Source organism: Natrinema sp. SYSU A 869 (assembly GCF_019879105.1).
Taxonomy (GTDB): Archaea; Halobacteriota; Halobacteria; order Halobacteriales; family Natrialbaceae; genus Natrinema.
The window spans coordinates 737,920-762,465 of the sequence record NZ_CP082247.1; the positions used below are offsets into that span (position 1 = coordinate 737,920).

Genomic DNA, 24,546 nt, shown 5'->3' on the forward strand with positions numbered 1-24,546 from the left:
GGGACGAATCCCCAATTCAGTTCATTTTGAGCGTCACGGTACCGTCGAAGTTGAGCAGGATGCGCTGGGCGACGTCGCCAAACAGCGCTTTCCCGGTCGGCGACCGCTGTCGGCCGATGAGAAAGAGGTGATCGCAGCCGAGTCGCTCCGCAGCGGCGATAATCTCGTCGGCGCGCTCGTCTCCGTCGGTGACGATTCCCTCGGTAGTGAACTCGATCGAATCGTCAGCCGATTCGAGCACGTCTGCTGCGAACTGTCGTGCGAACTGCTGTGCGGTGGCGGTCGGATCGGGATCGCTGTATGACGTTCCTTCGACCTGTTCGATGGCCTCTATGTTTGCCGCCGTCTCGTCGGCCTGATCCGGCGTTATCCACGAGAGCACGGTCAGGGTCGCGCCGGTATCGTGTGCGAGTTGTCCGGCCTCTGTGAGCAGCGTTCGGTGTGCATCAGTGTCATCGATAACGACGAGTGCGTTATCCATGCCACGGTTTTGATCAGTCTCCCAAATAAGTGTACTGTCCGTATCGGTCCGCGTTCGACATCTGGAGGGATTTATAACGGTATCTAACCGATCCCAACCGTCTCTTCAGGTGGTGAAAGGCTGATCAAGTGACTCGCACAGTGGAACCGCTCGCGCTCGCTGTCGGACCTCGTGTTCTTTAGTACGGGCTCCGACGAGTTCGTCGCGAGCGTCGCCGACAGTCCGCTCAAGGAAACCGGCGAGAGCGGGTATCCGATGTGGACGGAGGTGTTCGTCAAGATCCATGAGAACGATCTCGCTGTCAGCGAGGGCATCAAACGAGAGCATGTCGTCGACGAGGTTCCGCGCGAATACCATGCTCCCGGCCCCGATGAACGTAATCCGTCGCATGCGATGAGCTTCTATCCGAACAATTAATTAAGTTAATGTTCGGGATACCGTTCTGTCTGATATCGGGACCTCTGAGGTGTGTACTCGACGTTCCGCGGTGAGGGAACGGCAGTGAGACCAATATCTAATCGTGTCCGCCCGCCGCAGCGACTCAGTCGTCACCGGCCACGATATCGGGACGGTACGCTTCGCTAATCGTTTTCCACTTATCGGTACGAAACCGCCAGTAGTTGATCGCGGCAGGGATACTCGTCTCCGCCGTGAACGCGAGATACAGCCCCCAGTACCCCAACCCGGTCGTCGCGCCGAGGTACGCGAGCGGAATCGAACCAAGGAACATTCCGATGAACTGGCTCACGAACGGAACGCGCGTATCACCGCTCGCGTCGAGCGGTCCGGCAGCGGCACCGCCGACGCCCTGAAAGACGACCGCGCCGCAGGCAGCGTACACGAGGTTGACGGCGATTGGGATCTCGGGGCTCGTTGGATCATTTGCAAATAACACGACGATCTGCTCGGCGAACAGTGCGATGAGGACCGCAGAGACGGCGTACGTCGCCACCGCGAACCGAATAATGTCGCGGCCGTATGCTTCCGCCGTTCCCTCGTCGTTTCGCCCGAGCGCTTGGCCCACTAAACTGGACGAGGCGAGACCGAATCCCCATCCGGGCGCATTCATCACCCCCCAGATGCGACGGGCGATGACGAACGCAGCGACGGTGTTTCCCCGAAGACATCGAGGATCGCGAGCATCGGAAATTCGGCGACGGTCCAGACAAGGTTCCGAGCGCCGATCGGGAGACCAATTCTAATCAGATCACGGACCGTTCCGGGATCGACGTACGTTCCCATCGGATCCACCTGAATGGGAAACTCGCCGATACCGGGGAAGCGACCGCGGCTAATCCCGATCGCAAACGTCATCGACACTACGACGTTCGACAGAACTGTTCCGAGCGCCGCTCCAGCGACGCCCCAATCGAACCCGAAGATGAACACGGCGTTCAGACCGATATTAGCGAGGGCACCGCCGGCGCGCAGTTGCATTGCAATGTAGGAATCGTCAGCGCCGACGAGCGTGCGACTCCCGACAAGGTTCAGCCCCGCAAAGGGAATCCCGAGCCCGACGACCTGCAGGTACGTCGCTCCGTAGTCGATTGCCTGCTCGTTGCTACTCAACACCGAGATGAGTTCGTGCGGAACGAACCAGAAAACGGCGGTGACCGGAACGCTAAGCACCACGATAAGCAACGTACTCGAGCGGACCGCCAGCTCCAACTCGTCGTCAGCGTCCGCGCCGTAGCGCTGGGAGACCAGAGCGATAGTACCGCCGGCAACTCCGCCACCGATCGCGAAGGCGAGTCCCCAGAACGGTCCTGCGAATCCGACGCCAGCGACGGCTGCAGTGCCGACTGACACACCGACCATCGCGACGTCGACGGCGTTTTTCGACATTCGAGCGATACCGGTAACGATTCGCGGCCACGCGAGGGTGGTCGTCTGAATGGCGCGTTCGCGGTCGATGAGCCCAGCTCGCGCGAGTACGAGACCGATAGAGAGGATTACTAGCCGAAGCGGGTTCGGGAACCGAGTCACGAGCGTTATCAGTCCATCACATACTCAAAGGTGTTTTGTTCTCCAGTGCACAGCGAACCGAGAATCAACCGACTCTGCGAAGAGAGCCGGATCAGCGCTCGCTTGATCGCGGACTGACCGTCTCTCTCGTCGACGCTTTGCTACCAGTCGTGGGATAAAAGACGATAGAAACGATCGTCCTGAACACCCGATGCATCTACTCAGGAAGCGAAACCTTCATTCGAGACCGTTGCGGTCGGTTATAGTGCGGATAGTCGTCGGTCTAAGTAGCCGGTCCCAATTGAAACGAAAACAGAACGATAGACCGGTTTTCCAGAACAATACTTGCGCTTCTGTCTATTCGAATTCGACACTACCGGTACCAATACGACACTCGTTCACAGATCAATTACAAACATAGACTTGTAATCTACCCGTCCCGTTCGATGGTATCCACCCACACATGCATGGCCTATTGCGAGATGAATTCATAACGCATAACTCACGTCTTTCGGTAGTTCTGCCAATAAAACAGCTGATACACCGCACAAAGCCGCTCGAGACGAGTTCCGGTGAGGCGATTTGGGATAACTGGCGCATCAACTAACCCGAATCCAGTTATATACTCATGTTCAGTTCATTTTTAGATTACTCCCATCCAGTCATACAGAATATCAGTCACATATAGATATCGACCGTCACGCTATTTCAGGGTCAGTCGACTGAACTAGCGGTGAGCTGTAGCAGGTCCTCAAGAATGACCATAATTCCTCTCAAGAGAAGAGTGGCGATTATGTTCTCATTGAACAGTCTCTGAACAAAAAGTAATTGCTAGTCCACAATGTTTTTCACTCACTATTGTTAATGAGACCCTATGCCATTAGATGGCACAGGACCTATGGGGAAGTCGAATCAGCGGTCTATCTCACGCAGACACCTCCTTCGCGGCGCAGCGATGGGGGGCGCAATGGCGATGGCCGGTTGTCTTGGGGGTGTCGAAGGGGACAATAACACGTTCGTCGAGCCGATAACGGTGGATCCGACGAACTATCAGTTCAATCATCTCAATCTGCAGAATCCGTTCTCGCACGACATGCAGAGCGACCAGCTGCAACGGTACTTCATCGATAAGGAAGAGTTCGAATCGTACGCGGTGAGCATTGAGGAGTTCGAGGGCGAGACTGCGGTGCTGAAGGTTCGGGACGGTCTCACGTGGCACAACGGCGACCCGGGCGATCCGGTCAACGCCGACGACCTCTACACGAAACTCGTCACCGACGCGATCATTGGTGACACGCTATCGACCCTCTGGACGGACATCCAGCGAGCCGGTGACAAGTCCGTCGAACTCACCCTCGACGGCACGGTCAATAAGCAACTGTTCCAAGACGGACTGAATTACTACTGGCTCGAGACACCTCACCGGCTGTACAAGGACTACGTCGAGCGGTGGGAGGATGCGACGAGCGACGACGAGGTCGCCGACATTCGGAGCGACCTCCGTAACGACTCGTTCGATGAACCGAAGGGGAACGGTCCCTTCCAGTTCGAGGAACGGGACAACCGCCACCTCAAGATGAGCCTGTACGAACACCACCCCGACGCGGACAACATCAACTGGGAGAACTGGGAGCTCCACAAGGTTTCGACCGACACCGCGAGCGTGCTGCTCGGCAACGAAGTCGACGCGATCCGGAACTACTCCGCACCGGAATCGGTCTTCGAGGAAGCTCCCGACGAGCTCCTGCACGCACAGCTCCCCGCGCTGTGGGGACACTCGCTGCCCTTCAACCACGAGGACGACGACTTCGGAAATATCCGGGTTCGACAGGCTATCAGCGAGTTCATCGACAGACAGGCCTGTGCGGGCAACTACGGACGGCTCGGACAGCCGGTCGAAGCACCGAGCGGACTCGTCGGAAACATCGACGGTCAAAACGAACCGTCCAGCCGGTGGGAGAACAAGGTCTCCGACGAGATGGTCGAGCAACTCCACCGCTACGACGATTCGGATCGCGGTCGACGACTCCTCCGCGAGGAAGGGTACCAGAAGGACGACGACAAGTGGTACCGACCCAACGGCGACCGTTTCGGGATGACGATCAAGGTCCCCGCGGGATACAACGACTGGCATCCGGTCTACGAGACGGTCATTGATAACCTCGACAACGAGGGTATCGACGCTGAAATGCAGAGAATCGAGGAGTCAACGTACTGGGCCGACCACTATACTGCGGCGAACTATACGGTTGCGTCGACGGGGTGGACGCTTCAGCGATCCAGTCCGTACTACGTCTTCGACATGTACTACAACATCGACACGGAGTTCATGAACCTCGCCCCCGAGGACCTCGAGGCACCACCGATGGGTAATCCCGACGGCGATCTCGAGCCGGTCGATCCCCGCGGGCTGATGGACGAGTTGCTCGTGGCACAGGACGAGGAGAGAGCGACCGAGATCACCGATCAGCTCGCATGGGTCACTAACCAGACGATCCCCATGCTCCAGCTCAACGAGATCAATGACCCGGTCTGGTTCTACACGGACGACTGGGAGGTTCCGGAGCCGGACTCCTCGAAGTACCAGTCGAAGTGGCCCCTCTGGTGGTTCCCGCGGACCGGTGACTTGCAGGCCAAGAACTGATCGGTCACCGCTTTTAATCAACCGGTCAGATAAAACGGAACTATTATAAGATAACACGCACCACAAACACGCAAATTAATGTACATAATAAAGCGACTTGGACAAGCATTCGTTACGTTCGTCGCGGTAATCACGGTAACATTTGGACTGATACGGGCGATACCGGGCGGACCGGCGGACCACATTAGATCAGAAGTCATGCGGAACCGAGGGGCGGACGGCGTGAGCATGTCCGAGATCAACTCGCTGACGGAGACGTACACGAACTACGATCCCTCAACTCCGGTGCACGTTCAGTACTTCGATTACGTTACGAACATCCTGCAGGGGGATCTGGGACAATCGATGTCGTTCACCAACAAGAGCGTCAGCGAGCTCATCATCCAGGCCGCTCCGTGGACGATCTTCCTGCTCACGATGGCGATCCTGCTCACGTTCGCGATCGGTATTGTGCTCGGCGCGGTCATGGCATACCGAGAGGGAAGTCGGTTCGACATCGGATCGACGGTCCTCTCGATGTTCCTGAACTCGGTCCCCTACTACGTCGCGGCAATCTTCCTGGTGTACGTCCTCTCCATCCAGCTGAGTATCTTCCCGCAATCGGGGAACTACGCAATCGGGTTAGAACCGGGACTGACGCCCATCTTTATCTCCGACGTATTCTACCACGCGACGCTTCCGATCGCGTCCCTCGTCCTCACCGGATTCGGCGGGACCGCGATCACGATGCGAGGGAACGCGATTCAGGAGATCGGGGAGGACTACATCCGGGTGGCACACCTCCGGGGTGTCCCCGGACGCCGGATCGCGGTCCGGTACGTCGGTCGGAACGCGCTGCTGCCGATGTACACCAACCTAATGATCTCCGTCGGATTCATGTTCGGCGGCTCGGTCATCCTCGAAGAGATCTTCGCCTACCCTGGCCTCGGAAGCTACCTCCTACAGGCGATCCACGCCCGCGATTACCCGCTGATGATGGGGATCTTCCTCGTCATCACCGGCGCGGTTCTGATCTGTATCCTGATCGCGGATCTCACCTACGGGATGATCGATCCGCGAGTCAGCAAGGGCGAAGGCAAGGAGGCCTACTGAGAGGTAACATTCGATGGCTGAAACCAATTCAACGTTCGACGCAACCGACGATCGCGACAGCACGAGTGACGGACCGACGGCGACCCGTTCGGAACTATACAGGGAGTGGCTCGATGTAGCCATCCTCGCCCCGCTACGGGTCGTCTGGAACGACTGGCGGACGAAGGTCGGCTCGATCATTATCCTGTTCTACATACTGATGGGAACGGTCGGTCTCTATCTCGTTTCCCCACCGAACCAGGGGCAGGGACCGCGACTGATAGGCCCCTTCGAAAGTATGGCGTATCCGCTCGGAACGGACAACACCGGGACGAGTCTCCTCTCAGAGATCGTCTACTCGACACCGCCGGTGCTGAAGATGATTCTGGCCGGTGCGGTGTTCTCGACGATTATGGCGACGATCATCGGGACTATCTCGGGCTACAAGGGTGGGGTCGTCGATAGTGTCCTCACCACTCTCACGGACATCGCCATGACCATTCCCGGCCTGCCCCTGATCATCCTCCTGGTTGCCGTCTTCGAACCGGAGAGCCCGTATCTGATCGGCGTCTTCCTCGTGATTAACTCGTGGGCCGGTCTCGCGCGGTCAATCAGGTCGCAGGTGCTCTCGATCAGGGACCACTCCTACGTCGAGGTCTCCCGGATCATGGGCGCATCCACGCCGAAAATCATCGCTGACGATGTCCTGCCGAACATCATGCCCTACGTGCTGATCAACTTCGTCAACTCCGCACGCGGGGTCATCTTCGGTGCGGTCGCGCTGTTCTACCTCGGGCTCCTCGGCGGCTTCTCGTCCAACTGGGGGATCACGCTTAACGAGGCCTATACCAACGCAGCGATCTACTCGTTAGACTCCGTTTACTGGCTGCTCATTCCGATGGTAACGATCGTCGGCCTCTCGTTCGGGTTGGTACTGTTCGCACAGGGAACGGAAAAACTGTTCAATCCGCGTATTCGGGCGCGCCACGCGGAAACGGTCGATGACACTGCGCCCTACGAGAAATAACAATGCAGCACAAACGCACATCAACCGTCGACGATCCGATCTTCGAGGTACAGGATACGACCGTCTCATTCGACATGTCACGAGGGGAATCGAGAGTACTGAACGAAGTGGATATCGACGTGGCACGAGGTGAAGTCCTCGGCGTCGTCGGCGAAAGCGGCAGTGGGAAATCGATGTTCGCGTCCGCGTTGCTCGACGCTGTCGTCGACCCAGGTGTCCTCACCGGCGATATCACCTTCTACCCCGAGTCGGGGGAGCGTATTGACCTGCTCGAGCTTTCCGAGTCGGAAATCAAGCAGGTCCGCTGGGAGGAGATTTCGATGGTGTTCCAAGGCGCGATGAGTTCGTTCAACCCGACGATGTCGATCGGAGACCACTTCCGAGAGACGCTGGCCGTCCACGACGAAGACGTCGACGAAGGGATGGAACGCGCCGAGGACCTCCTCTCGGAACTCTACCTCGAGTCCGACCAAGTGTTGGACTCCTATCCGCACGAACTGTCAGGTGGGATGAGCCAGCGCGCACTCATTGCCCTGAGTCTGGTACTCGAGCCCGAAGTGCTGGTGATGGACGAGCCGACGGCCGCGCTGGACCTCCTCATGCAGCGCAGCATCATCCGGTTGATCAGGGAGATTGCGGACGAGCGCGATCTGACGATCGTCTTCATCACCCACGACCTGCCGCTGGTCGCGAACCTCGCCGACCGGATCGCGGTCCTCTATGCCTTCGAGTTCATCGAGGTCGGCCCCGCCTACGAGGTGTTGACTGAAGCGAAACATCCCTACACGCGAGCGCTGCTCAACTCGACGCCGAACTTGGAGACGCCCCGCGAACAGATGCAGCCAATCGAGGGCGCGGCTCCGGATCCGGTTTCGGTTCCTAACGGGTGTTCGTATCACCCGCGCTGTCCGATGGCCGACACGACCTGCGAACGCGATGATCCACCGCTCGAGTCGGAGACGCCGGACGACGGACACGTCTCGGCGTGTCACTACGTCGACGAGGTGCCCGATACGGTTCCGCTGACCCTTCAGGAGGTGAAGGTCAATGAGTGAGGATCACGTCGTCTCGCTGCAGGACGTGGAAGTGCACTTCGAGTCGGATTCGTCGCTCCTCTCCCGATTCAGGGGTGAAACCGATATCGTCAAAGCCGTCGACGGCATCTCGCTGGACATTCCCGAGAACGACGTCGTCGCGCTGGTCGGCGAGAGCGGATGCGGGAAAAGTACCCTCGGAAAGACCGCCATCGGCGTCCAGCGCCCGACCGACGGCTCGGTGAGCTACAGGGATCAGGACGTCTGGAAGGCCAAGGACAAGGAAGGAAACGTTGAGGTTCCGTACGACGATATCCGCCAGTCCCTCCAGATCATTCCCCAGGATCCGGGCGCGTCGCTCAACCCGAACAAGACGGTCCAGCACTCGCTCTCGGCGCCGCTCAAGCTTCGTAATCCGGAGATGGACTCGTTCGAGCGACGGGATCGAATCCACGAAATGATCTCGCGGGTCGGCATGTCTCCGCCGGAAGACTACGCCAAGCGGTTCCCCCACCAGCTCTCCGGTGGCGAGAAGCAACGCGTAGCGCTGATTCGGGCACTGTTGATGAACCCCGACCTCATCCTCGCGGACGAGGCGGTGAGCGCACTCGACGTCTCCTTGCGGATCGACATGATGGACCTCATGCTCGAGTTGCAGAGTGAGTTCAACACGTCGTTCCTATTCATCAGCCACAACCTCTCGAACGCCAGTTACGTTGCCGGGAAGTCTAACGGCCGGATCGGAATCATGTATCTCGGCGAACTCGTTGAGATTGGGCCCATCGACGAGGTCCTGACAAACCCGAAACACCCCTACACGAAGGCACTGGTGTGGGCGACACCGAACCTCGATCCCGACGCCGACGCGAAGAACGAATCGCCGCTCCGGAAGATCGACGTTCCGGATCCCCGGAACCCGCCGTCGGGCTGTCGGTTCCACACGCGGTGTCCCGAGGCACGCGAGGCCTGCAAGGGGACTACCCCCGAGTCGGTGCCGGTCGACGGCGACGAGGACCACGCAGTGACCTGCTTCCGGGCGCTCGACAACCACGAGTACTGGAACAGCCCGGAACTCGAGGACGAGCCGACTGAATCCGACGCGGATCCGGCCGAACTCGCGGACGAACCCGTCCAGTAGCGCTCTTCCCTCGCCGTTCCAGTACTTCTATTACGACGTCGCCGAAACAAGGAGGCAATGGATACGAGCGAAGCCGTCTTCCGGGCGCTCCTCTCGATTACCCTGACGCTGGCAATCATTCTCCTGGCGTTGTTCCCGTTCCAAGAACCCGGATCGGAAGGTCGCGTCGTGTCGATTCTGGCGCTGGCCATACAGAGCGTCATGATCCTTATCGCTACAGCGGGACTCTACTTCGGCTGGGAGCCATTCAAGTTTTTCGACGAGACCTAGTTCGTCGGCGCAGCCGACGCGCCGTCAGTCGGATCTCGGTCCCCGGTCAGCCGAAGTACCGAATACGGCGGGAGCGACACCATGACGGTCCCGTTGTCGACCGTCGCGCTGTCGGTCGTCGGCGCGATCCGCTGGGGGTCCTCGAGCGTGTTCGTGTCGTACATCGTCTCCGCCGAGAGCCGATCGACGGTCACCTCGTTGAGCGATTTCAGCGGGTCGCCCGAGACCGTGACGTCGATGGCCCCCGCCCCGGCGTCACGGTGGACGAGCATGATCGCGATATCGTGCTCGTCGGCGTCGGTCACCGCCATCACGTCGACCGCCGGCTCGTCGGTCACGGGCTCGAGTTCGCCGAACCACTGGGTCGTATCCGACCCCCACGTGGTCTCCGTCGAGAAGGTGTGACACGTCACGTTGACGCCGACCGGGGTGCCACCGATCAGTCCTGTCCCGAGCTGTTGGCCATAGTAGCAGGGATCCACCCATACCCGTCCCTGTGACTTCCGGAGTCCACCACCGTGGTTTCCGACGCCGGAGTGAGTCACCATGTCGACGGTTCCACTCCGGATGCACTCGTGGATGATCGTGGCGTCGAAGACGGCCTCGGTGATGCTCTTGTTCGTGGGGAGGGTCTCCTGGTCCATGCGGTTTCCCTCATGGGCCTCGTGTAGCTCGTCCATTCCGTCTGACTCGTCCGCTTCGTCCTCACGGTTGCCGTCGGCTTCCGCTGCGGTATCCTCCTCGTCGAACCGAGTGAACAGCTGCAGTTCCGTGATCGCCTGTCTGACATCCTCGAGCCCGGCGTCCCGGCAGTCGTCCGCGATCCCCTCGTACTCCGCGCACAACTGGCTCGCAAAGCCCGAGTGGGCGTTGAACAGTTCGACCGGGTCGGTCCCCGAATCGGCGTGACACTCGAGGAGGACGTGATCGGTGAGCCAGTCGGTCGACTCGAGTTCCGCGAGGAGTGGTTCGTTCCAGTCAGTATGGCGGTTCCCGCAGGCCATCACCGCGATCGAATCGTCGACGGCCTCCATCACTGCCTTGAACCGTCGGTAGCGGTCGGCGTTGCCCGCCGGTGTCGTCCAGCCGATCTGCCACGGACCGTAGAGTTCGTTTCCGACCTCCCAGTAGGTGACGTCGTACGGTTCGGGATGGCCGTGTTCGGCTCGCAGGGCACCCATCTCGGTGTTGATCGATCCGTTGCAGTACTCCACCCACCGCGCCGCTTCCTCGGGTGTCCCACTCCCGGCGTTCACGCAGATCATCGGCTCGCAACCGACCGCCTCACAGAGTGCGACGAACTCGTCGGTCCCGAAGAGGTTCGTCTCGAGGGCGTCCCACGCCGGGTTCGGCTCGGTCGGTCGCTCCTCGATCGGACCGACGCCGTCCCGCCAGTGATACCCCGAGACGAAGTTTCCACCAGGCCACCGAAGCACGGAGAGGTTCAACTCCGCGAGCAGGTCGACGATTTCGGGGTCGGCCGTGGCGACGTGATCGTCGGGATAACAACACACCCGATCGACGACGACGTTCGCGGTAGCGCCCCGCGTGGTCACGCTGAACCCGAAGAGTCGCTCCGACGCCTCGAGTTCGTTCTGTGGCAGTTCCAGCGAGAACGAGACGGTTCGATCTTCATCTCGGGCAGTGACGACGGTCTCCGCGAGTACCTCCCCGATCGTTCCGTCGGTAGGGTCGACGTCGTGGACCGCGAGTCGAACCGGTCTCTCTTCGGCGGCGCGCATCGTTACCTGTCCCTCGAACGCGTTCGTTCGATGGACTGGTAGGTAACACCACTGCGCGAGGCCGTCGTAGCTGTCCGCCGAACCGGTCTCGAACCGTTGTGCGCGGTCGTCGGCCGTCCCAATATCGGGACTCGTTCGTACCGCATCTTCGTTCCCGTATGGGAACCACCACAGTGCCGTTCCGTCGCGATAGGCCGCCTGGAGTCGTTCGGTGTCCGGTATTCCGTGCGTCTCGGCGTACGTCTCGATCCGGTCGTCGATCTCGTCAGGATCGCTGACGGCACTGTTGCCGCCGTCCGGACCGTACTGCTGGTGCCCAAACTTCCAGGAGCCGAACGTGGGGTTGAATAGCGCCTGTGCCTCGAGGACGTTCGTCACGTTCCGGGGCGTGTAGAGGTGTTCGCCGAATTTCGAGTACAGTCCGGGGCTGACCGCCTCTCCCCGCCTCGATGGGTCGAGGCGGACGGTTGCCTGCGATTCGGAGTCGCCGCTCGTATGCGTATAGAGATCCGCCATGCTCGTACGTGTACTGTTTCCCGTATGTCTCATAAACGTGGGGATAACTCTTAAAAGACGTTCAGTTAGAGAAACGATATCCTGCCCGCGGCACTGTCTAGTTTAGTACCTCCGCTGGCGTCTGTCCGTTGAGTGATTGGTGCGGTCGTTGTGTATTGTAGTAGTGTACGAACTGTTCAAGCCAGTCTCTGACGCTCGCTCGACTGCCCACCCATGAGTTGTGGAAGCAGTCAATTCTCATCTTTAAGGTATGAAACCACTTTTCGATCAGGTTTCGATCGACATAGTCGAGCTGACCGCTCAACCCCAATCGAGAAAGGGCAGTCAGATAGCCGTAGCCATCGACGAGAAACACAGTGTTGGAGAGATCGTGTTTCTCGGTCAATTTATGCAGGAACGCAGCGGCTGGATCGGTTCCCCGCCGTCCAAACACTGCAACATCAAGAATAAGCCGTGAGTCTAGGTCGATTGCAGCGTACACCCAAGACCAGTCGCCGTTAATCTTGACAGCGGTCTCATCAATAGCGACCCGCGACGGCGAAGCCGACGGCGGGTCTGGGACGCTGTCAGCCAGCCGATGCACCCAGTACCAGATTGCTTGATGAGTGCGTTCTACGCCAATCAAGCGAAGAATTGCTTGTGTCTCTCGGAGAGAACAACCGGTCGCGTGGAGTCGGACGGCGAACACCCTGACGGGCGTCGCCGTCCGCTCACGCTCCCAACATTCATCAAATTCCGCCGCGTAGCACTCGCTGAGCAGGTCTGCGAGCCACATTCCAAACTAACTCCACGACCTGCTTGTTCCTCAAACTGGCCTAACTAGACACTGCCCTGCCCGCTGAGTACCCGCTTCCCCGAACAGACGCGGTAATATACTTCGATGGAGTAGAACAGGGGGAATCTGCCGAGTATGGGATTTCAGGGATCGATCGATTCAGTCGAGTAGCGATATTCGGCAGGTCAATCACTTTCAACTACGATCCAGTTTCGGAACGGTATGGGTCCAGACCGCCGAACTCGAGGTGATGGAATCGAAGGCGGACAGTCGATCGGCAGCCGACGGATTGAAGCGACACGGATCAGGTTGTAGTCGACGAGACGGCAGTTCAGTTCGACGGTCGGCGCTATCGGCCGGCCGTAGCCGTCGACCCGACGCCGTGGCCTGAAGCGACGCGCCCTCCACACCGACTCCGATTTCGAGACGAGACCCACAGAAACCGACACGCTGTCGAACCTCTCTCTCGAGATACATGATCGCGGACGTCCCGGTTCGGAAACAGTTCAAATCCGCCGACCCAGCGACTGCGGAAATGCGATCCAAAGCGATAGAGATGACGGCGGACAGTTTCTCAGGACGGCCCGTAAGCACCGAATCGATGCGTCGCTGCTCGAGGATTTCCGCGGAACACGCTGCGTCGTTAACTCGGTTACGGAGGGGTATCACGTTACCCAAATAAAAATAGCATAACCGGTTAGTATACTGAATTAGCCTACATAGTTATGCCGACGCAGCCACCGGAATATCGACAAATAGAGGACCTATTTTTATGTTTTTCTACCAGTCTATTTTTATAATCGAAGGCTCGAACGACCAGCTTCGTCGGATCTATCGACGCACCGTCGGACGCACTACAGAAGGTCCGAAGGAGAGTCCCAGTTCACTGCCAACATCGCTGGAGACCGGACATTTTTCTCGACCGACGTGGAGAACCATTCGATGGACCCGTTCACGATTACGGACTCAAACCCGTTCGCACAACTCCTTGGGATCGAACTGGTCGAAGCGGCGGACGGTCATGCCGAAGCTCGACTCCCGTTTCGCAGCGAACTCTCGTCGAGCGCCCACACCGAAATCGCACACGGCGGCGTAACCTACGCGCTGGCGGACCACGTCGGCGGGATGGCGATCATCTCCGTCGCCGAAGAAATCTGCCCGACGATCGATATGCGAATCGACTACCTCGTACCGGCCCGCAGCGACCTCCGGGCGACTGCGACCGTCGTTCGAAACGGGGGGCAGGTCGCACCGGTCGATATCGACGTCTACGATGCGGACGATATCCATGTTGCGACTGCTCGCGGCGTCTACAAGGTCGATCGATCATCGGCGGGTTCGACCGACGAGAATCCCTGGTTGCGCGACCAGAGCGACGACAGCGGGTGACGAGATCGGGATCGGAGCCGTGCCCGCAGATAGCGAGGTCCCCGATCGCGATACGGCGGTTCCGCTCGGCCAACGGCGGCCCGAGTCGTATCGATACGTGGGTTACGGCGTCAGTGCGACTTTTCCTGTGCTCTTCCGATCCTCGATGAATCGATGGGCTGCCGCGGCCTCCTCGAGCGGGAACTCCTCACCGACGATCACCTCGAGGTCGCCGTTCGAAAGCACATCCGTGAAATCGATGACTGCGGTCGTTATTCGACCCGGATCGTGGGCAGCGGCCTGACTGAGGTGAAACCCGATGACGCGCTTGTTTTCGAAGAGGAGCCGTTTGTTTTCGACGGCCGCTAGCGTACCGCTCGCGACGCCGTAGATGACGAGTCGACTGAAGTGAGTGAGCGCGTCGAGGCTCCGTTCGAAAACGTCGCCGCCGACGCTCTCGAGGACTAATTCGACGCCGTCACCGTCCGTTTCCGTCTCGACGACCTCGCGAAAGTCCGTCTCGGTGTAGTTGATCGGACGGTCACAGCCAAGATCGGCCGCGAGATCGAGCTTGTCCCAGGTACTCGCGGTGCCGAACACCGTCGCGCCGGCGCGGGACGCGAGCTGAACGGCGGCCGTCCCGACCCCGCCTGCAGCCGCCTGGATCAGTACCGATTCGCCGTCCTCGAGGCCGTCCCACTCGAAGAGACAAGAGTGTGCGGTGAGGAATTGGACGGGGAAGCCGGCGGCTTCCGCGAAACTCGTTCCGTCGGGTATCGGAAACAGCAGCTGGGTGTCCGAGACGACGAACTCGGCGTAACTGCCGCCACCGGGCATCGCGACTACCCGGTCGCCCTCGGTCACGTCGAGCCCCTCGCCGACTGCGTCGACGGTCCCTGCGGCCTCCGCACCGGGCACATATGGCGGTTCCGGGCCGCCCGGGTACGTGCCGCGACGCTGCATGATATCTGCGAAGTTGATGCCCGCCGCTTCGACGTCGATTCGGACCTCGCCGGGCCCCGGTTCGGGGACCGGTCTGTCGGTCAGCTCGAACACGTCGCTATCGCCGTGGTCCGGCACTTCGATGGCCTTCATGGCTCTCTGCTTCGGGTGTGCATATCATAAACATGGATGGTCCTGTTCCCCGTGACGCCTCTCGAAGAGCCACCGGTGAGAGAGTCACGCTGTACCCTCTCGGCGAAACACATATAGTGGTATGTGTTGGCAGTCCACAACGGAGATGGAGCTACACGATGAAGATCAAATAGCGAGATACGAGGACGCGGGCGTCTGGGGAGACGAGACGCTGCTCGAGCGGTTCGCGGATACCGTTTCCCGGCATCCCGAGCGGACGGCCGTCGTGGATCCACCGAACACGCGGGACTTGATCGATCGAGAGCCGGACCGACTGACGTACGCGGAACTCTCCGACGCCGTCGACGCCGTCGCGGCATCACTTCACGAGCGCGGGATCGGCGAGGACGACTTCGTCGTCGCGCAGTTGCCGAACACGTGGGAACTGGCCGCGCTGTACCTAGCGGTCGCTCGAGCCGGGGCCGTCACGTCGCCGATGCCGATTCAGTGGCGGCGACACGAACTCGAACACGTAGTCGACATCACTGAGGCCGTCGCGTACGTCGGGCCTCGAGACTTCGACGGGTTCGACCACGTCGAGATGGCGACGGCGGTCGCCGAGACGTCGGAACCGCTCGAGCACGTCGTCTCGTTTTCGGACGTTCGAGACTTCGCGGCCGCTGATCCGGACACGTCAGGGCTCGATACCGTCGAGGTCGGGGCCAACGAGGTGTTCAATATCCAGTGGACGTCCGGGACGACCGCCGATCCGAAGGCGTGCCCGATGACGCACAACAACTGGCAGTCGAATCCGACGCCGCTCCTCTGTGAGATGAACGAGGGCGACGTGATACTCTGTGCAGCGCCGCTGGTCAACATGACCGCGCTCGGCGTCAATTACGTTCCGTGGTTGCTCACTCGCGGAACGCTCGTGCTCCATCATCCGATCGATCTCGGTCTGATGGTCGAGCAGATGCAAGACGAGGGCGTCACGTTCACCATCTTGGTTCCGGCGATGTTGAATCAGTTGCTCAAACACCCCGACGTCGACGACTTCGACCTGAGCGACGTCGAAACGATCACGACGGGTTCGGCTGCACCCGCCGAGTGGGCGATGCGGGAGTTCGACGAGCGATGGGGGATCGAGATCATCAACATCTGGGGGCAAAACGAGGGAACGTCTGCCATCAGCGGTCCGAAGACGACCCCCCTAGAGCGTCGTGCAACGGAGTTCCCGCGGTTCGCCGAGGACGTTGATTGGGGGATCGACGATCCGCGGATCGACACCGTCGACACTCGGATCGTCGACCCGGAGAGCGGCGACGAGGTGACCGAACCGGGCGAAGTCGGCGAGGTCGCGTTCCGTGGGCCGGGGCTCATGGCCGGCTATTACAACCAGCCCGAACTCACCGCAGACGCGTTCGACGAGGGCGGATACTTCTATACCGGGGATCTGTTCCGAGTCGAAGCGGACGGGTACATGAGTTTCTTCGATCGGAAGAAAGACGTCATCGTTCGGGGCGGGTTCACCATCAGCGCGAAGGAAGTCGAGAACATCGTCATCGAACACCCGAAGGTCGCGGACGCGGCCGTCGTCGGTGAACCGCACGAGGACCTTGGCGAGCGCGTCGCAATCTTCGCGGTCCCACAGTCGGACGAGGGCCTCTCGCTCGAAGATATAACGGAATACATGGGCGACGACGTCGCCGTGTACAAGCGCCCCGAACGGCTGGAACGCGTCGAGGAAATTCCCCGGAATCCGGTCGGGAAGGTTCTCAAGACTGAGCTCCGAGAGCGACTGTGAGCAAGCGATTCCGATACGTGAGGCCCGCTAGAATACACTCGACGATACGATTGGCACGAACAGGGCGAATCGGTATCGCGGTATGAACCGATACGGCAATTCGGTCCCCGGTCGAAGCGCGGGTTACCGATCTTTATTCACGATGGTTGAACCAACGTTCTTATCTACAACGGGTGAAAAGAGAGGGGCGATGAGCGAGTACGGCTGTAAAGTCTGCCGAGTATTAGATGAGTACGGGATGGAGCGATACGAGGAGCGACTACTCGAGCAGTGGCAGGCGGACCCCTCTCAGCGGAAGGGGTATCGGCAACTCGCTGAATGGTTCAATACGCTCATGTTGCGCCGCGAAATGGACCGCGCGGGGCTTTCGACCCTCGGCGACGAAGCCGAGTCCAAGTACGAGCGGCTACAGTCGGACGAAGCGGTCGCAGCGGAGGTCGCGACGGAGTTAGAGAACGCAGGGATTCCGATCGAGACGCTCCGAGACGATTTCGTCTCGTACGGCGTGATTCGAACCCATTTGAAGGAGTGTCTCGAATCCGATATCGACCTCTCGAGCGGGGACTGGGAACAGAACGCGATCGAGATCTCACGGGATCACGCGTCCACGAAAATCGAAGAGGCGGTCCGATCGCTCCGGAACAAGGGACGGCTCACCGCCGGCGGTGACGTGAGCGTGTCCGTCACCGTCGAACTCGAGTGTGAGAACTGTCACGCTCGCGTCCCTAGCGATCGGGCGATCCGCCGCGAATACGTCTGCCGTTGTGATGACTGATTATGACTGACCGAACACTGCATCTCGAACTCGAGAATATCGGTGGTATCGAACGCGAAGAACTGTCGATTACTGCGGGACCGACGTTCATTCAGGGCCCGAACGCTGCGAACAAGAGTTCGTTCCTCAAGGGACTGCTCTTCGCGCTCGGGAGCACGACGGTTCCGATCCGAAGCGGGGCCGACGAGGCTCGCGCAGTGCTCTCGTCCGGCGAGAAGCGCGTCGAACGGATCGCTCGACGGACCGACGCCGGTATCGAGACGGCCGGCGAGGCGTGGATTACGGACCCCGACGACGTCACGCTTCTCGAGCGGTTCGCGGGACTACTGGAGACGAATTCGCTCAGAAGTGCCGTGGCTCGGAACGAAGACGTCGAGTCGCTCCTGAAAGAGCCGATGGACATCGAGGCGCTCGAGGCGGAGCGATCGACGAAATGGCGCGAAAGCGGGAGCTGACGGCGGAGATCGAGTCGGCCGGTGACGTCGATGATCGGCTCGAGGACCAAAAACGCGAGCTCGCGACGAAACGCGACCGACTCGACGAACTCGAGTCGACCCTCGAGGAGCTGTACGACGAGCAGGACGACACCGATACCGACACCGACGATGTCCTGCAGGAGCTGCGCGACGAACGAGCCGATCTGCGCTCGGACGAAGCCGAGTGTGAGACACAGATCGAACAGCTCGAAGCCGCTATCGACCGCCTCGAGGAGCGGAGGGACGAGATCGAAGCCGATCTCGAGGACGCACGCGACGCCATCGAAGAGACCGATATCGAGGCCCTGAAACGGAAACGCGAGTCAGCGCGGGCCGAACTCGACGACGTAACAGAACGCCTCGACGTGTTGCAGTCGGTCCTGACTGCGAATCGCGAGATGGTCGATTCAGAGTTTACGGGCGTACTCGGCAGCGATACAGGACTGATGGGCGACGAAGTGACCTGCTGGACGTGTGGCCGATCGGCACCGGTCGAGGAGCTCGAGGGGACGATCGAGGAGCTGACGGAACTCGTCAAAGCGGACAAACGCCGAAAGCGCGAACGCGAACCGGAGATCGAAGAACTCACAGAGCAGATCGAGCAAGCTCGACGCTCGGAAACGGAAATCCAGCAGCTCGAGGCGGAGAAAGGGGACGTCGAGCAGACGCTCGAGAGCCGGCGTGACTCCCTCGAGGAACGACGCGACCAGCGAGAGACGATTCGCGATCGGCTCTCCGAACTCGACGACGAAATCGCCGATCGAGCGGCCGATCAGCGCTCCGAACAGTCGGAACTCACCGACGAGATCGAAGAGACGCGAGTCGAGATAGAGACGCTTCGACGGGAGATCGAGCGACTCGAGGAGACCTGCGAATCGCTCCGCGAAACGCGGGCGGAGCTGGAACGCAAACGCGAGGAAGTCGATCGACTCTCCGACGAGATCACGGCGTTGACGGACCGAATCGAGAACCTCGAAAGCGAGCTCCGGGCGGTGTTCAACGAAACGATGGACGAACTGCTGGACGTCCTCGAGTTCGAGCGGATCGAGCGCGTCTGGCTCGATGGCGAGTTCGAACTCGTGATCGCCCGCGAGGTTGACGGCCGGACGCAATCGGACTCCATCGAGCATCTTGCCGAGAGCGAGCGGGAGATGATCGGGCTCGTCCTCGCACTCGCCGGATTCATCACGTACGACGTCGACGACGTGACACCGGTACTCGTTCTTGACTCGCTTGGTGCGTTCGACGCGGAACGGACCCGCCGATTAGTCGATTACTTCGCCGACGAAACCGACTATCTGGTTGCGACGGTCCATCCCGAGTCCACCGTCGATACCGCGTTCGATACCGTGACGTTCGAACCGCCGGTGCAGAACTGACGCGTCCTCGGAACTACGGTGGCGTTTGAGAGGAGAAAACTAAACCGAACACGGTGGGATTTTCGGTACAAATTATGGTTCCTGGGACTGATCAGTAAACGGGAAGATAGTTCCCGATATCCACAGCGCGGTCTGTTTCGATGAAGTAATCGATATCAGTCATCGAGTCGAGCGCTCGCATCTGGACGAGAAGCTCGTCGATCTCAGCGTTCGATTTCGCGGTGGCGATGCCGTACAGGTCGACGGTGCCGAACCCTTCGGCGACGAACCAGAAGTCCATGTTCGACATCGCCTCGAAGGCGTCCCGTTTCGCGTTCGCTTCGTCGGCGGTTCTGGCCGTGACGAGGACGATTTCCCAACTGTTGCGTTCCGGGCGCGGTAAGAAGAAACTCGTCATGTTCTCGAGCAGCGACGTGACGCGGCGGCGGACGCCTTCGCTGCTCAGGTCGATATCGTACTCGGCTAACTCGGCGGCGATATCTGCGTACGGACTCCGCGGGTCGTTCGCGAGTATCTCGAGAATCCGTCGATCGATCTCGTCTATTTCGAGGACATCGTCGTCGGAGTGATCCGCCATACTCGGGTACTATGTCTACCACCTATTAAATCTCTAGATGGCCGCGGAGAGTATCGACTACGGGCCGCTATCGGTCGGTGTCTCGACCGATCATGGCGCTAACGCGGTCATCGTCTCGTGTATTTCGTCCGGTCCGGCGCCCCGCGGGAAGGAGACGTTGACGGCGTCCAGTCCGTCGATATCGAGGAACTGCTGCAGTTGTTCGCGCGCCTCCGCCGGCGCCCCCGCGGCCCCCATCTGGTCGCGCAGCTCCTCCCGAACGATCATCGTGGCGCGGTCCTTGTCACCTTCCTGCCACAGATCGTAGATCTCGTGGGCGACCTCCTCGTACCCCTGTCGGACGAGGTTATCGCGGTAAAACGTCCCCATCCCGCCGATGTAGAATGCGGTGTGTTGGGCGACGAGTTCGCGGGCGCGCTCGCCGTCCGCGAGGGCACAGCAGCCCACGGCGAGCGTCACGCGGAGATCGTCGGGGTCTCTGTCACCTAACTCGGCGCCGCGTCGGAGGTCGGCGAGCCGCTCTCTGAGGCCGTCTCTGGTGTAGTTGACGGCGTGCCAGCCGTCGGCGAAGCGACCGGCGAGTTCGACGGCCTTCGGGCCGAGACCCGCCGCATCGACCGGTGGGGCCGGTTCCGGCGGGTCACAGCGGAGTCGAAAGCCGTCCAGGGAGAAGTACTCGCCGTCGTAGGAGACCGTCTCGCCGGCGAGGACCTGTTGGACGATCTCGACCGTCTCTCGTGTTCGACGCAACGGATTGCCGAAGTCCATCCCGTGCCAGTTTTCGATAACGATCGGTCCGCTCGGACCGATGCCGAGCCGGAAGCGGCCGTCGCTGGCCTCCTGCAGCGTGGCGGCCGTCTGCCCGAGCAGCGCCGGCGATCTGGAGTAGATGTTGGCGATGCTCGTTCCGATCCCGATCTCGTCGGTCCGTTCGGCCGTGGTCGCCATCGCGGTGACGACGTCCCGTCCCCAGGTCTCCGGAAACCAGACGCGGTCGTATCCCAACTCCTCGGCGGTGACCGCCTGGTCGACGAGATCCTCAAGCGTGGGCTGTGCACCGACCGGCAGAAAGACGTCCCTATCGGTCATGTCTGTCTCGTATTTCGCATTCATAATAAAAGTACACGGCGGACTCGAGCGTCGCTTGCAAACCTGACCGAATGAGCTCGATCGGACACGCTCGTTCCGTATCAATCTGGCCCGCGTAGCGGAGGATCAGTGGTGGGATTTATACGCTCACGCCGCACAGTGGGATTTGATGGCATGAGCGAGTGCCGTAGGTGTCGGAATGACGACGTTCGGCCCCCACGAATGGACGCTTGCGGAACTAGTCGCCGAAGCCGCACTCGAGGCGCTAGACGATGCAGGGACGACGAACGATAGCATCGACGCGTTCTATCTCGGGAACACGCTCGGCGGAATGACCGAAAACGAGACCCACCTCGCACCGAAACTGGCGACGCACGTGGGGATCACCGGCGTGCCCGCACAGCGCTTCGAAGCGCTGTGCGACGTCCCCTCGGACAGGAGTGTCTCGAGTGCGGTCATGCCACCGCGGCACCGAAGGCGGCGTATGCACGCTGTGGTTCCCGCGACCTCGAGACGGTCGAATTACCGACGACGGGGACGGTCTACACCGTTACCACGATCACTGTCCCGCCGCGACAGTTCAGTGGCGAGGACAGTTATCAGGTGGCGATCGTCGAACTGAACGAAGCGCGCGTGATGGCACATATCGACGGGGAGGCCGAGATCGGCGACGAGGTCCGCCTCCGAGGAACGATCGAGGCGGACGACGCGCCGGCACCGCTTTTCGGATAGCGTATACGAAGGTCGCGATACCCGTGTCGTGATCCCCGGACGGTCCGTCCGCCGACAGTAATTATATTACGGAGGAGCCGGATGGTAGTGGTGAGGTTTGACCTAGCATGAATGTTGCAGTCCTGGGAGCTGGCTCCATGGGTCACGGTATCGCCCACGTCAGCGCTCTCAGTGGACACTCGGTTATCGTTCGCGATGTCGAACAGGAACTCGTCGAAGACGGTCTCGAACAGATCGAGGCGAATCTCGAGGGCGGAATCGAACGCGAGAAGATTACCCCGGCGGAGAAAGAGGACGCGATCGAGCGGCTCACCGGGACGGTCTCACTCGAGGCGGCCGTCGAGGACGCCGATCTCGTCATCGAAGCGGTTCCGGAACAGCTCGAGATCAAGCAGGACGTCTTCGAGGAGGCCGAGGAATTCGCGCCCGACAACGCGATCATGGCCACGAACACCTCGTCGCTGTCGGTCACGGAAATCGCCAGCGTGTTCGAGGATCCGTCCCGCTGTATCGGCCTTCACTTCTTCAACCCCGCTCACATCATGCCGCTCGTGGAGATCGTCGTCGCGGAGCAGACGAGCGAGGACACGAAGGAGTTCGCCGACCACTACGTCGAGAGCATCAAGAAAACGCCGACGACGGTCACCGACGTCCCCGGCTTCGCTTCGTCTCGACTCGGCGCGATGTTCAGTCTCGAGGCGATCCGGATGGCCCAAGAGGGCGTCGCGAGCATCGAGGACATCGACGAGACGATGCGACTGGGGTACAACCTCCCGATGGGGCCGATCGAACTCGTCGATCACACCGGGATCGACGTTAACGTCGAAGTGATGGAGTACCTCCGGGAAGAACTGGGCGAGCGATTCAAGCCGCCGCAGTTGCTCAAGCGGAAGCTCCGGGCCGGAAAGCTCGGTCGGAAGACCGGCGAGGGGTTCTACGTCTGGGAAGACGGGGAGATCGTCGGCGTTAGCGACGCCGGAGACGTCGCGGAATAGTCGACAATTCACCGCCCCCGCGATACTCCGATCGCCTTCAGTATCCCACCTGTCCTCAGATCGGCCAGCACCGGTCCCGTCGAAAGAGCGAGTTTCTCGGTCGGAGTGCTGCATTTATGGTCGAGTCCGCCGGCCAGGGAATAACGGACTTAGGGTGTTATTCAATGCTCGGCTCGAGTATCGGGGTATGCGCAATCAAACCACGGGTGTGAGTATCACACGATTCAGGACGGGAGTCCGATTCGGAGACGCTCCACAGTGAAACGAGTCGCTCAGGACGGGATCGGAGTTGGAACTCTCGGTCGAGTCTCTCGAGTCCGACGCCGGGGTCGTTCGCCACTGAAACGGCCGCGTCAGGGTCGTTGCTCGGCGACTGTGCTCCGATAGTAGTCGGTGAATTTCACGATCTCATACGGCTCGAACGCCGCACCGACGCCGTCTGGCGTCCAAGACACGGTCTCGTCTGCCTCGAGCAAACGGGGGAGATGTTTTTCGCCTGGTCGGCGAGTTGGTCGTAGTGGGAGACGCGCGAGTCACGCAGCACTCGTTCGACTGAGGAACAGCTGATCCATGTTGTCATTGGTCGTCGTATGCGATGATGTCGATGGTTGTTCGAACACGATCACGACATGACGTCCGTCGCGGTCGTGGCGCTATTCGGTCACTGTGGTCGGCGCTCGCCGAGCGTCCGCCGACGATCTCACTGGCCCTCGAACTCCGGCTCTCGGTTCGCCACGAACGCGTTGACGCCCTCGGCGTGGTCGTCGGTTTCCGCCGCCGTCGCGATCGCGTCCGTCTCCGCGGCGAGTTGTTCCTCGAGCGATCGATCGAAACTCCTCGTGAGAAGCTGTTTCACGGCTCCGTACGCTCTCGTCGGTCCGTCCGCCAGTTGCCGAGCCAGTTCGTCGAGACGCGCATCGAAGTCGTCGTCCGGAACGGATTCGGTCGCCAAGCCCCACTCGACGGCTTCTTCCGGCGTGATCGGCTCGTCGAGCAAGGCGATGTCCTTCGCTTTCCGGAGGCCGACGAGTCGCGGGAGGTGAAACGTCGCACCGCCGTCTCCCGGCAGGCCGAGGCGCGGATAGCCGTATTCGAAGCGAGCGTCCTCGCTGATCAGGACGAGATCGCCGAGGAGCGCAATGCCGAGGCCGGCACCGGTCGCGACGCCGTTGACGCCGGTGACGAGCGGGACGCCCGCCTGATGGAACTGGACGATCGCGTCGTGGAGAATCGATGCGCCGCGTCGCACGGAATCGGATCGGTGACCGTCTTCGGCGAAGCTCTCGACGTCGGCACCGGCACAGAACACGCCGTCCGATCCCGTCATGACGGCACATCGAGTGCCGTCGTCGGCGTTGAGAAACGACGCAATCTCGAGTAGTTCGTCGCCCATCGTATCGTTGAGCGAGTTGAATTTCGTCGTACTGTCGATCGTAATGGAGACGATACCGTCGTCTCGTTCGAGAACGAAGTTCTCACACTCCGGCAGCAGTCGTGCCATGGTATCACGTATACATCCTATTGTTATAATTCTCCGGTCCAGTAACGAGCGCCGATCGATGGAGCGCCGAACGGAGACGGAGTCAGCGCCGGCTCAGACGACTAACGGGCAAT

At 60.4% G+C, this 24,546-nt stretch carries 19 protein-coding genes and 3 pseudogenes; 13 read left to right on the top strand and 9 right to left on the bottom strand.

Going from position 1 to position 24,546, the window contains the following annotated elements; all coding sequences use genetic code 11:
* Positions 1 to 16: 16 nt before the first annotated feature.
* The 3 genes and pseudogenes from K6I40_RS03315 to K6I40_RS03325 form a co-directional block, all read right to left on the bottom strand.
* Positions 17 to 481, bottom strand: a complete 465-nt coding sequence (locus K6I40_RS03315) for a universal stress protein (RefSeq protein WP_222912834.1) — start codon at positions 479 to 481, stop codon at positions 17 to 19.
* Positions 482 to 751: 270 nt separating this feature from the next.
* Positions 752 to 871, bottom strand: a pseudogene (locus K6I40_RS27785) (hypothetical protein); the annotation flags it as partial.
* Between the two features lie 151 nt (positions 872 to 1,022).
* Positions 1,023 to 2,467: pseudogene (locus K6I40_RS03325) on the bottom strand (MATE family efflux transporter).
* A 934-nt stretch (positions 2,468 to 3,401) separates the two neighbouring features.
* Between K6I40_RS03325 and K6I40_RS03330 the strand changes: the two are divergent.
* The 6 genes from K6I40_RS03330 to K6I40_RS03355 all read left to right on the top strand — a co-directional run bounded on the left by K6I40_RS03330 (position 3,402) and on the right by K6I40_RS03355 (position 9,630).
* The gene (locus K6I40_RS03330; protein ID WP_222912836.1) at positions 3,402 to 5,090 is read left to right on the top strand and encodes an ABC transporter substrate-binding protein; all 1,689 of its coding nucleotides are present in this window, start codon (positions 3,402 to 3,404) and stop codon (positions 5,088 to 5,090) included.
* 78 nt (positions 5,091 to 5,168) lie between these two features.
* A complete protein-coding gene (locus tag K6I40_RS03335; RefSeq protein WP_222912837.1) occupies positions 5,169 to 6,182 on the top strand; it encodes an ABC transporter permease in 1,014 nt (337 codons plus the stop codon).
* 13 nt (positions 6,183 to 6,195) lie between these two features.
* Positions 6,196 to 7,188 carry an ABC transporter permease gene (locus K6I40_RS03340; protein WP_222912838.1) on the top strand — a complete coding sequence of 331 codons (993 nt, stop codon included), beginning with the start codon at positions 6,196 to 6,198 and terminating at the stop codon, positions 7,186 to 7,188.
* Positions 7,189 to 7,190: 2 nt separating this feature from the next.
* Complete coding sequence (locus K6I40_RS03345) at positions 7,191 to 8,243, top strand: ABC transporter ATP-binding protein (protein ID WP_222912839.1); 1,053 nt, start codon at positions 7,191 to 7,193, stop codon at positions 8,241 to 8,243.
* Positions 8,236 to 9,360, top strand: coding sequence for an ABC transporter ATP-binding protein (locus tag K6I40_RS03350; protein WP_222912840.1), 1,125 nt, complete (start codon positions 8,236 to 8,238; stop codon positions 9,358 to 9,360). Before K6I40_RS03345 ends, K6I40_RS03350 begins: the two co-directional genes overlap by 8 nt.
* Positions 9,361 to 9,417: 57 nt before the next feature.
* The gene (locus K6I40_RS03355) at positions 9,418 to 9,630 is read left to right on the top strand and encodes a hypothetical protein (RefSeq protein ID WP_222912841.1); all 213 of its coding nucleotides are present in this window, start codon (positions 9,418 to 9,420) and stop codon (positions 9,628 to 9,630) included.
* Here K6I40_RS03355 and K6I40_RS03360 read toward each other — a convergent pair.
* A complete protein-coding gene (locus K6I40_RS03360; protein WP_222912842.1) occupies positions 9,627 to 11,888 on the bottom strand; it encodes an alpha-L-arabinofuranosidase C-terminal domain-containing protein in 2,262 nt (753 codons plus the stop codon). The two genes, K6I40_RS03355 and K6I40_RS03360, sit on opposite strands and share 4 nt — an antisense overlap.
* A 97-nt stretch (positions 11,889 to 11,985) precedes the next feature.
* Positions 11,986 to 12,663, bottom strand: coding sequence for an IS6 family transposase (locus K6I40_RS03365; protein ID WP_222912843.1), 678 nt, complete (start codon positions 12,661 to 12,663; stop codon positions 11,986 to 11,988).
* Between the two features lie 942 nt (positions 12,664 to 13,605).
* On the opposite strand from K6I40_RS03365, the pseudogene K6I40_RS03370 reads away from it, so the two are divergent.
* Positions 13,606 to 13,980, top strand: a pseudogene (locus tag K6I40_RS03370) (PaaI family thioesterase); the annotation flags it as partial.
* Between the two features lie 174 nt (positions 13,981 to 14,154).
* On the opposite strand, the gene K6I40_RS03375 reads toward K6I40_RS03370, so the two are convergent.
* Entirely contained in the window at positions 14,155 to 15,126 is a 972-nt protein-coding gene (locus K6I40_RS03375; RefSeq protein WP_222912845.1) for an NADPH:quinone oxidoreductase family protein, read from the bottom strand.
* A 145-nt stretch (positions 15,127 to 15,271) separates the two neighbouring features.
* On the opposite strand from K6I40_RS03375, the gene K6I40_RS03380 reads away from it, so the two are divergent.
* The 4 genes from K6I40_RS03380 to K6I40_RS03395 all read left to right on the top strand — a co-directional run bounded on the left by K6I40_RS03380 (position 15,272) and on the right by K6I40_RS03395 (position 19,539).
* Positions 15,272 to 16,909: a class I adenylate-forming enzyme family protein gene (locus K6I40_RS03380; protein ID WP_222912846.1), complete on the top strand. Its 1,638-nt coding sequence runs from the start codon at positions 15,272 to 15,274 to the stop codon at positions 16,907 to 16,909.
* Positions 16,910 to 17,099: 190 nt separating this feature from the next.
* Positions 17,100 to 17,684 (top strand): rod-determining factor RdfA, encoded by a 585-nt coding sequence (gene rdfA / locus K6I40_RS03385; RefSeq protein ID WP_222912847.1) that lies wholly within the window; start codon positions 17,100 to 17,102, stop codon positions 17,682 to 17,684.
* A 2-nt stretch (positions 17,685 to 17,686) separates the two neighbouring features.
* A complete protein-coding gene (locus K6I40_RS03390) occupies positions 17,687 to 18,139 on the top strand; it encodes an ATP-binding protein (protein ID WP_222912848.1) in 453 nt (150 codons plus the stop codon).
* Positions 18,118 to 19,539: an archaea-specific SMC-related protein gene (locus tag K6I40_RS03395; protein WP_222912849.1), complete on the top strand. Its 1,422-nt coding sequence runs from the start codon at positions 18,118 to 18,120 to the stop codon at positions 19,537 to 19,539. Before K6I40_RS03390 ends, K6I40_RS03395 begins: the two co-directional genes overlap by 22 nt.
* A gap of 91 nt (positions 19,540 to 19,630) precedes the next feature.
* On the opposite strand, the gene K6I40_RS03400 is transcribed toward K6I40_RS03395, so the two are convergent.
* Positions 19,631 to 20,116: an AsnC family transcriptional regulator gene (locus K6I40_RS03400; RefSeq protein ID WP_222912850.1), complete on the bottom strand. Its 486-nt coding sequence runs from the start codon at positions 20,114 to 20,116 to the stop codon at positions 19,631 to 19,633.
* Positions 20,117 to 20,206: 90 nt separating this feature from the next.
* Positions 20,207 to 21,205: a TIGR04024 family LLM class F420-dependent oxidoreductase gene (locus K6I40_RS03405; RefSeq protein WP_222912851.1), complete on the bottom strand. Its 999-nt coding sequence runs from the start codon at positions 21,203 to 21,205 to the stop codon at positions 20,207 to 20,209.
* Positions 21,206 to 21,622: 417 nt separating this feature from the next.
* Here K6I40_RS03405 and K6I40_RS03410 point away from each other — a divergent pair, with 417 nt between their 5' ends.
* On the top strand, positions 21,623 to 21,937 hold the full coding sequence (locus K6I40_RS03410; RefSeq protein WP_222912852.1) for an OB-fold domain-containing protein: 315 nt from the start codon (positions 21,623 to 21,625) through the stop codon (positions 21,935 to 21,937).
* Between the two features lie 107 nt (positions 21,938 to 22,044).
* Positions 22,045 to 22,932 (top strand): 3-hydroxyacyl-CoA dehydrogenase family protein, encoded by an 888-nt coding sequence (locus tag K6I40_RS03415; RefSeq protein ID WP_222912853.1) that lies wholly within the window; start codon positions 22,045 to 22,047, stop codon positions 22,930 to 22,932.
* Positions 22,933 to 23,632: 700 nt separating this feature from the next.
* Here the strand turns inward: K6I40_RS03415 and K6I40_RS03420 are convergent.
* Positions 23,633 to 24,433 carry an enoyl-CoA hydratase-related protein gene (locus K6I40_RS03420; RefSeq protein WP_255681366.1) on the bottom strand — a complete coding sequence of 267 codons (801 nt, stop codon included), beginning with the start codon at positions 24,431 to 24,433 and terminating at the stop codon, positions 23,633 to 23,635.
* Positions 24,434 to 24,546: the final 113 nt, after the last annotated feature.

Coding starts and splice junctions, on each gene's coding strand:
- K6I40_RS03315 (WP_222912834.1), bottom strand. CDS start 481: ATGGATAACGCACTCGTCGTTATCGATGACACTGATGCACACCGAACG.
- K6I40_RS03330 (WP_222912836.1), top strand. CDS start 3,402: ATGGGGGGCGCAATGGCGATGGCCGGTTGTCTTGGGGGTGTCGAAGGG.
- K6I40_RS03335 (WP_222912837.1), top strand. CDS start 5,169: ATGTACATAATAAAGCGACTTGGACAAGCATTCGTTACGTTCGTCGCG.
- K6I40_RS03340 (WP_222912838.1), top strand. CDS start 6,196: ATGGCTGAAACCAATTCAACGTTCGACGCAACCGACGATCGCGACAGC.
- K6I40_RS03345 (WP_222912839.1), top strand. CDS start 7,191: ATGCAGCACAAACGCACATCAACCGTCGACGATCCGATCTTCGAGGTA.
- K6I40_RS03350 (WP_222912840.1), top strand. CDS start 8,236: ATGAGTGAGGATCACGTCGTCTCGCTGCAGGACGTGGAAGTGCACTTC.
- K6I40_RS03355 (WP_222912841.1), top strand. CDS start 9,418: ATGGATACGAGCGAAGCCGTCTTCCGGGCGCTCCTCTCGATTACCCTG.
- K6I40_RS03360 (WP_222912842.1), bottom strand. CDS start 11,888: ATGGCGGATCTCTATACGCATACGAGCGGCGACTCCGAATCGCAGGCA.
- K6I40_RS03365 (WP_222912843.1), bottom strand. CDS start 12,663: ATGTGGCTCGCAGACCTGCTCAGCGAGTGCTACGCGGCGGAATTTGAT.
- K6I40_RS03375 (WP_222912845.1), bottom strand. CDS start 15,126: ATGAAGGCCATCGAAGTGCCGGACCACGGCGATAGCGACGTGTTCGAG.
- K6I40_RS03380 (WP_222912846.1), top strand. CDS start 15,272: ATGGAGCTACACGATGAAGATCAAATAGCGAGATACGAGGACGCGGGC.
- rdfA (WP_222912847.1), top strand. CDS start 17,100: ATGAGCGAGTACGGCTGTAAAGTCTGCCGAGTATTAGATGAGTACGGG.
- K6I40_RS03390 (WP_222912848.1), top strand. CDS start 17,687: ATGACTGACCGAACACTGCATCTCGAACTCGAGAATATCGGTGGTATC.
- K6I40_RS03395 (WP_222912849.1), top strand. CDS start 18,118: ATGGCGCGAAAGCGGGAGCTGACGGCGGAGATCGAGTCGGCCGGTGAC.
- K6I40_RS03400 (WP_222912850.1), bottom strand. CDS start 20,116: ATGGCGGATCACTCCGACGACGATGTCCTCGAAATAGACGAGATCGAT.
- K6I40_RS03405 (WP_222912851.1), bottom strand. CDS start 21,205: ATGACCGATAGGGACGTCTTTCTGCCGGTCGGTGCACAGCCCACGCTT.
- K6I40_RS03415 (WP_222912853.1), top strand. CDS start 22,045: ATGAATGTTGCAGTCCTGGGAGCTGGCTCCATGGGTCACGGTATCGCC.
- K6I40_RS03420 (WP_255681366.1), bottom strand. CDS start 24,433: ATGGCACGACTGCTGCCGGAGTGTGAGAACTTCGTTCTCGAACGAGAC.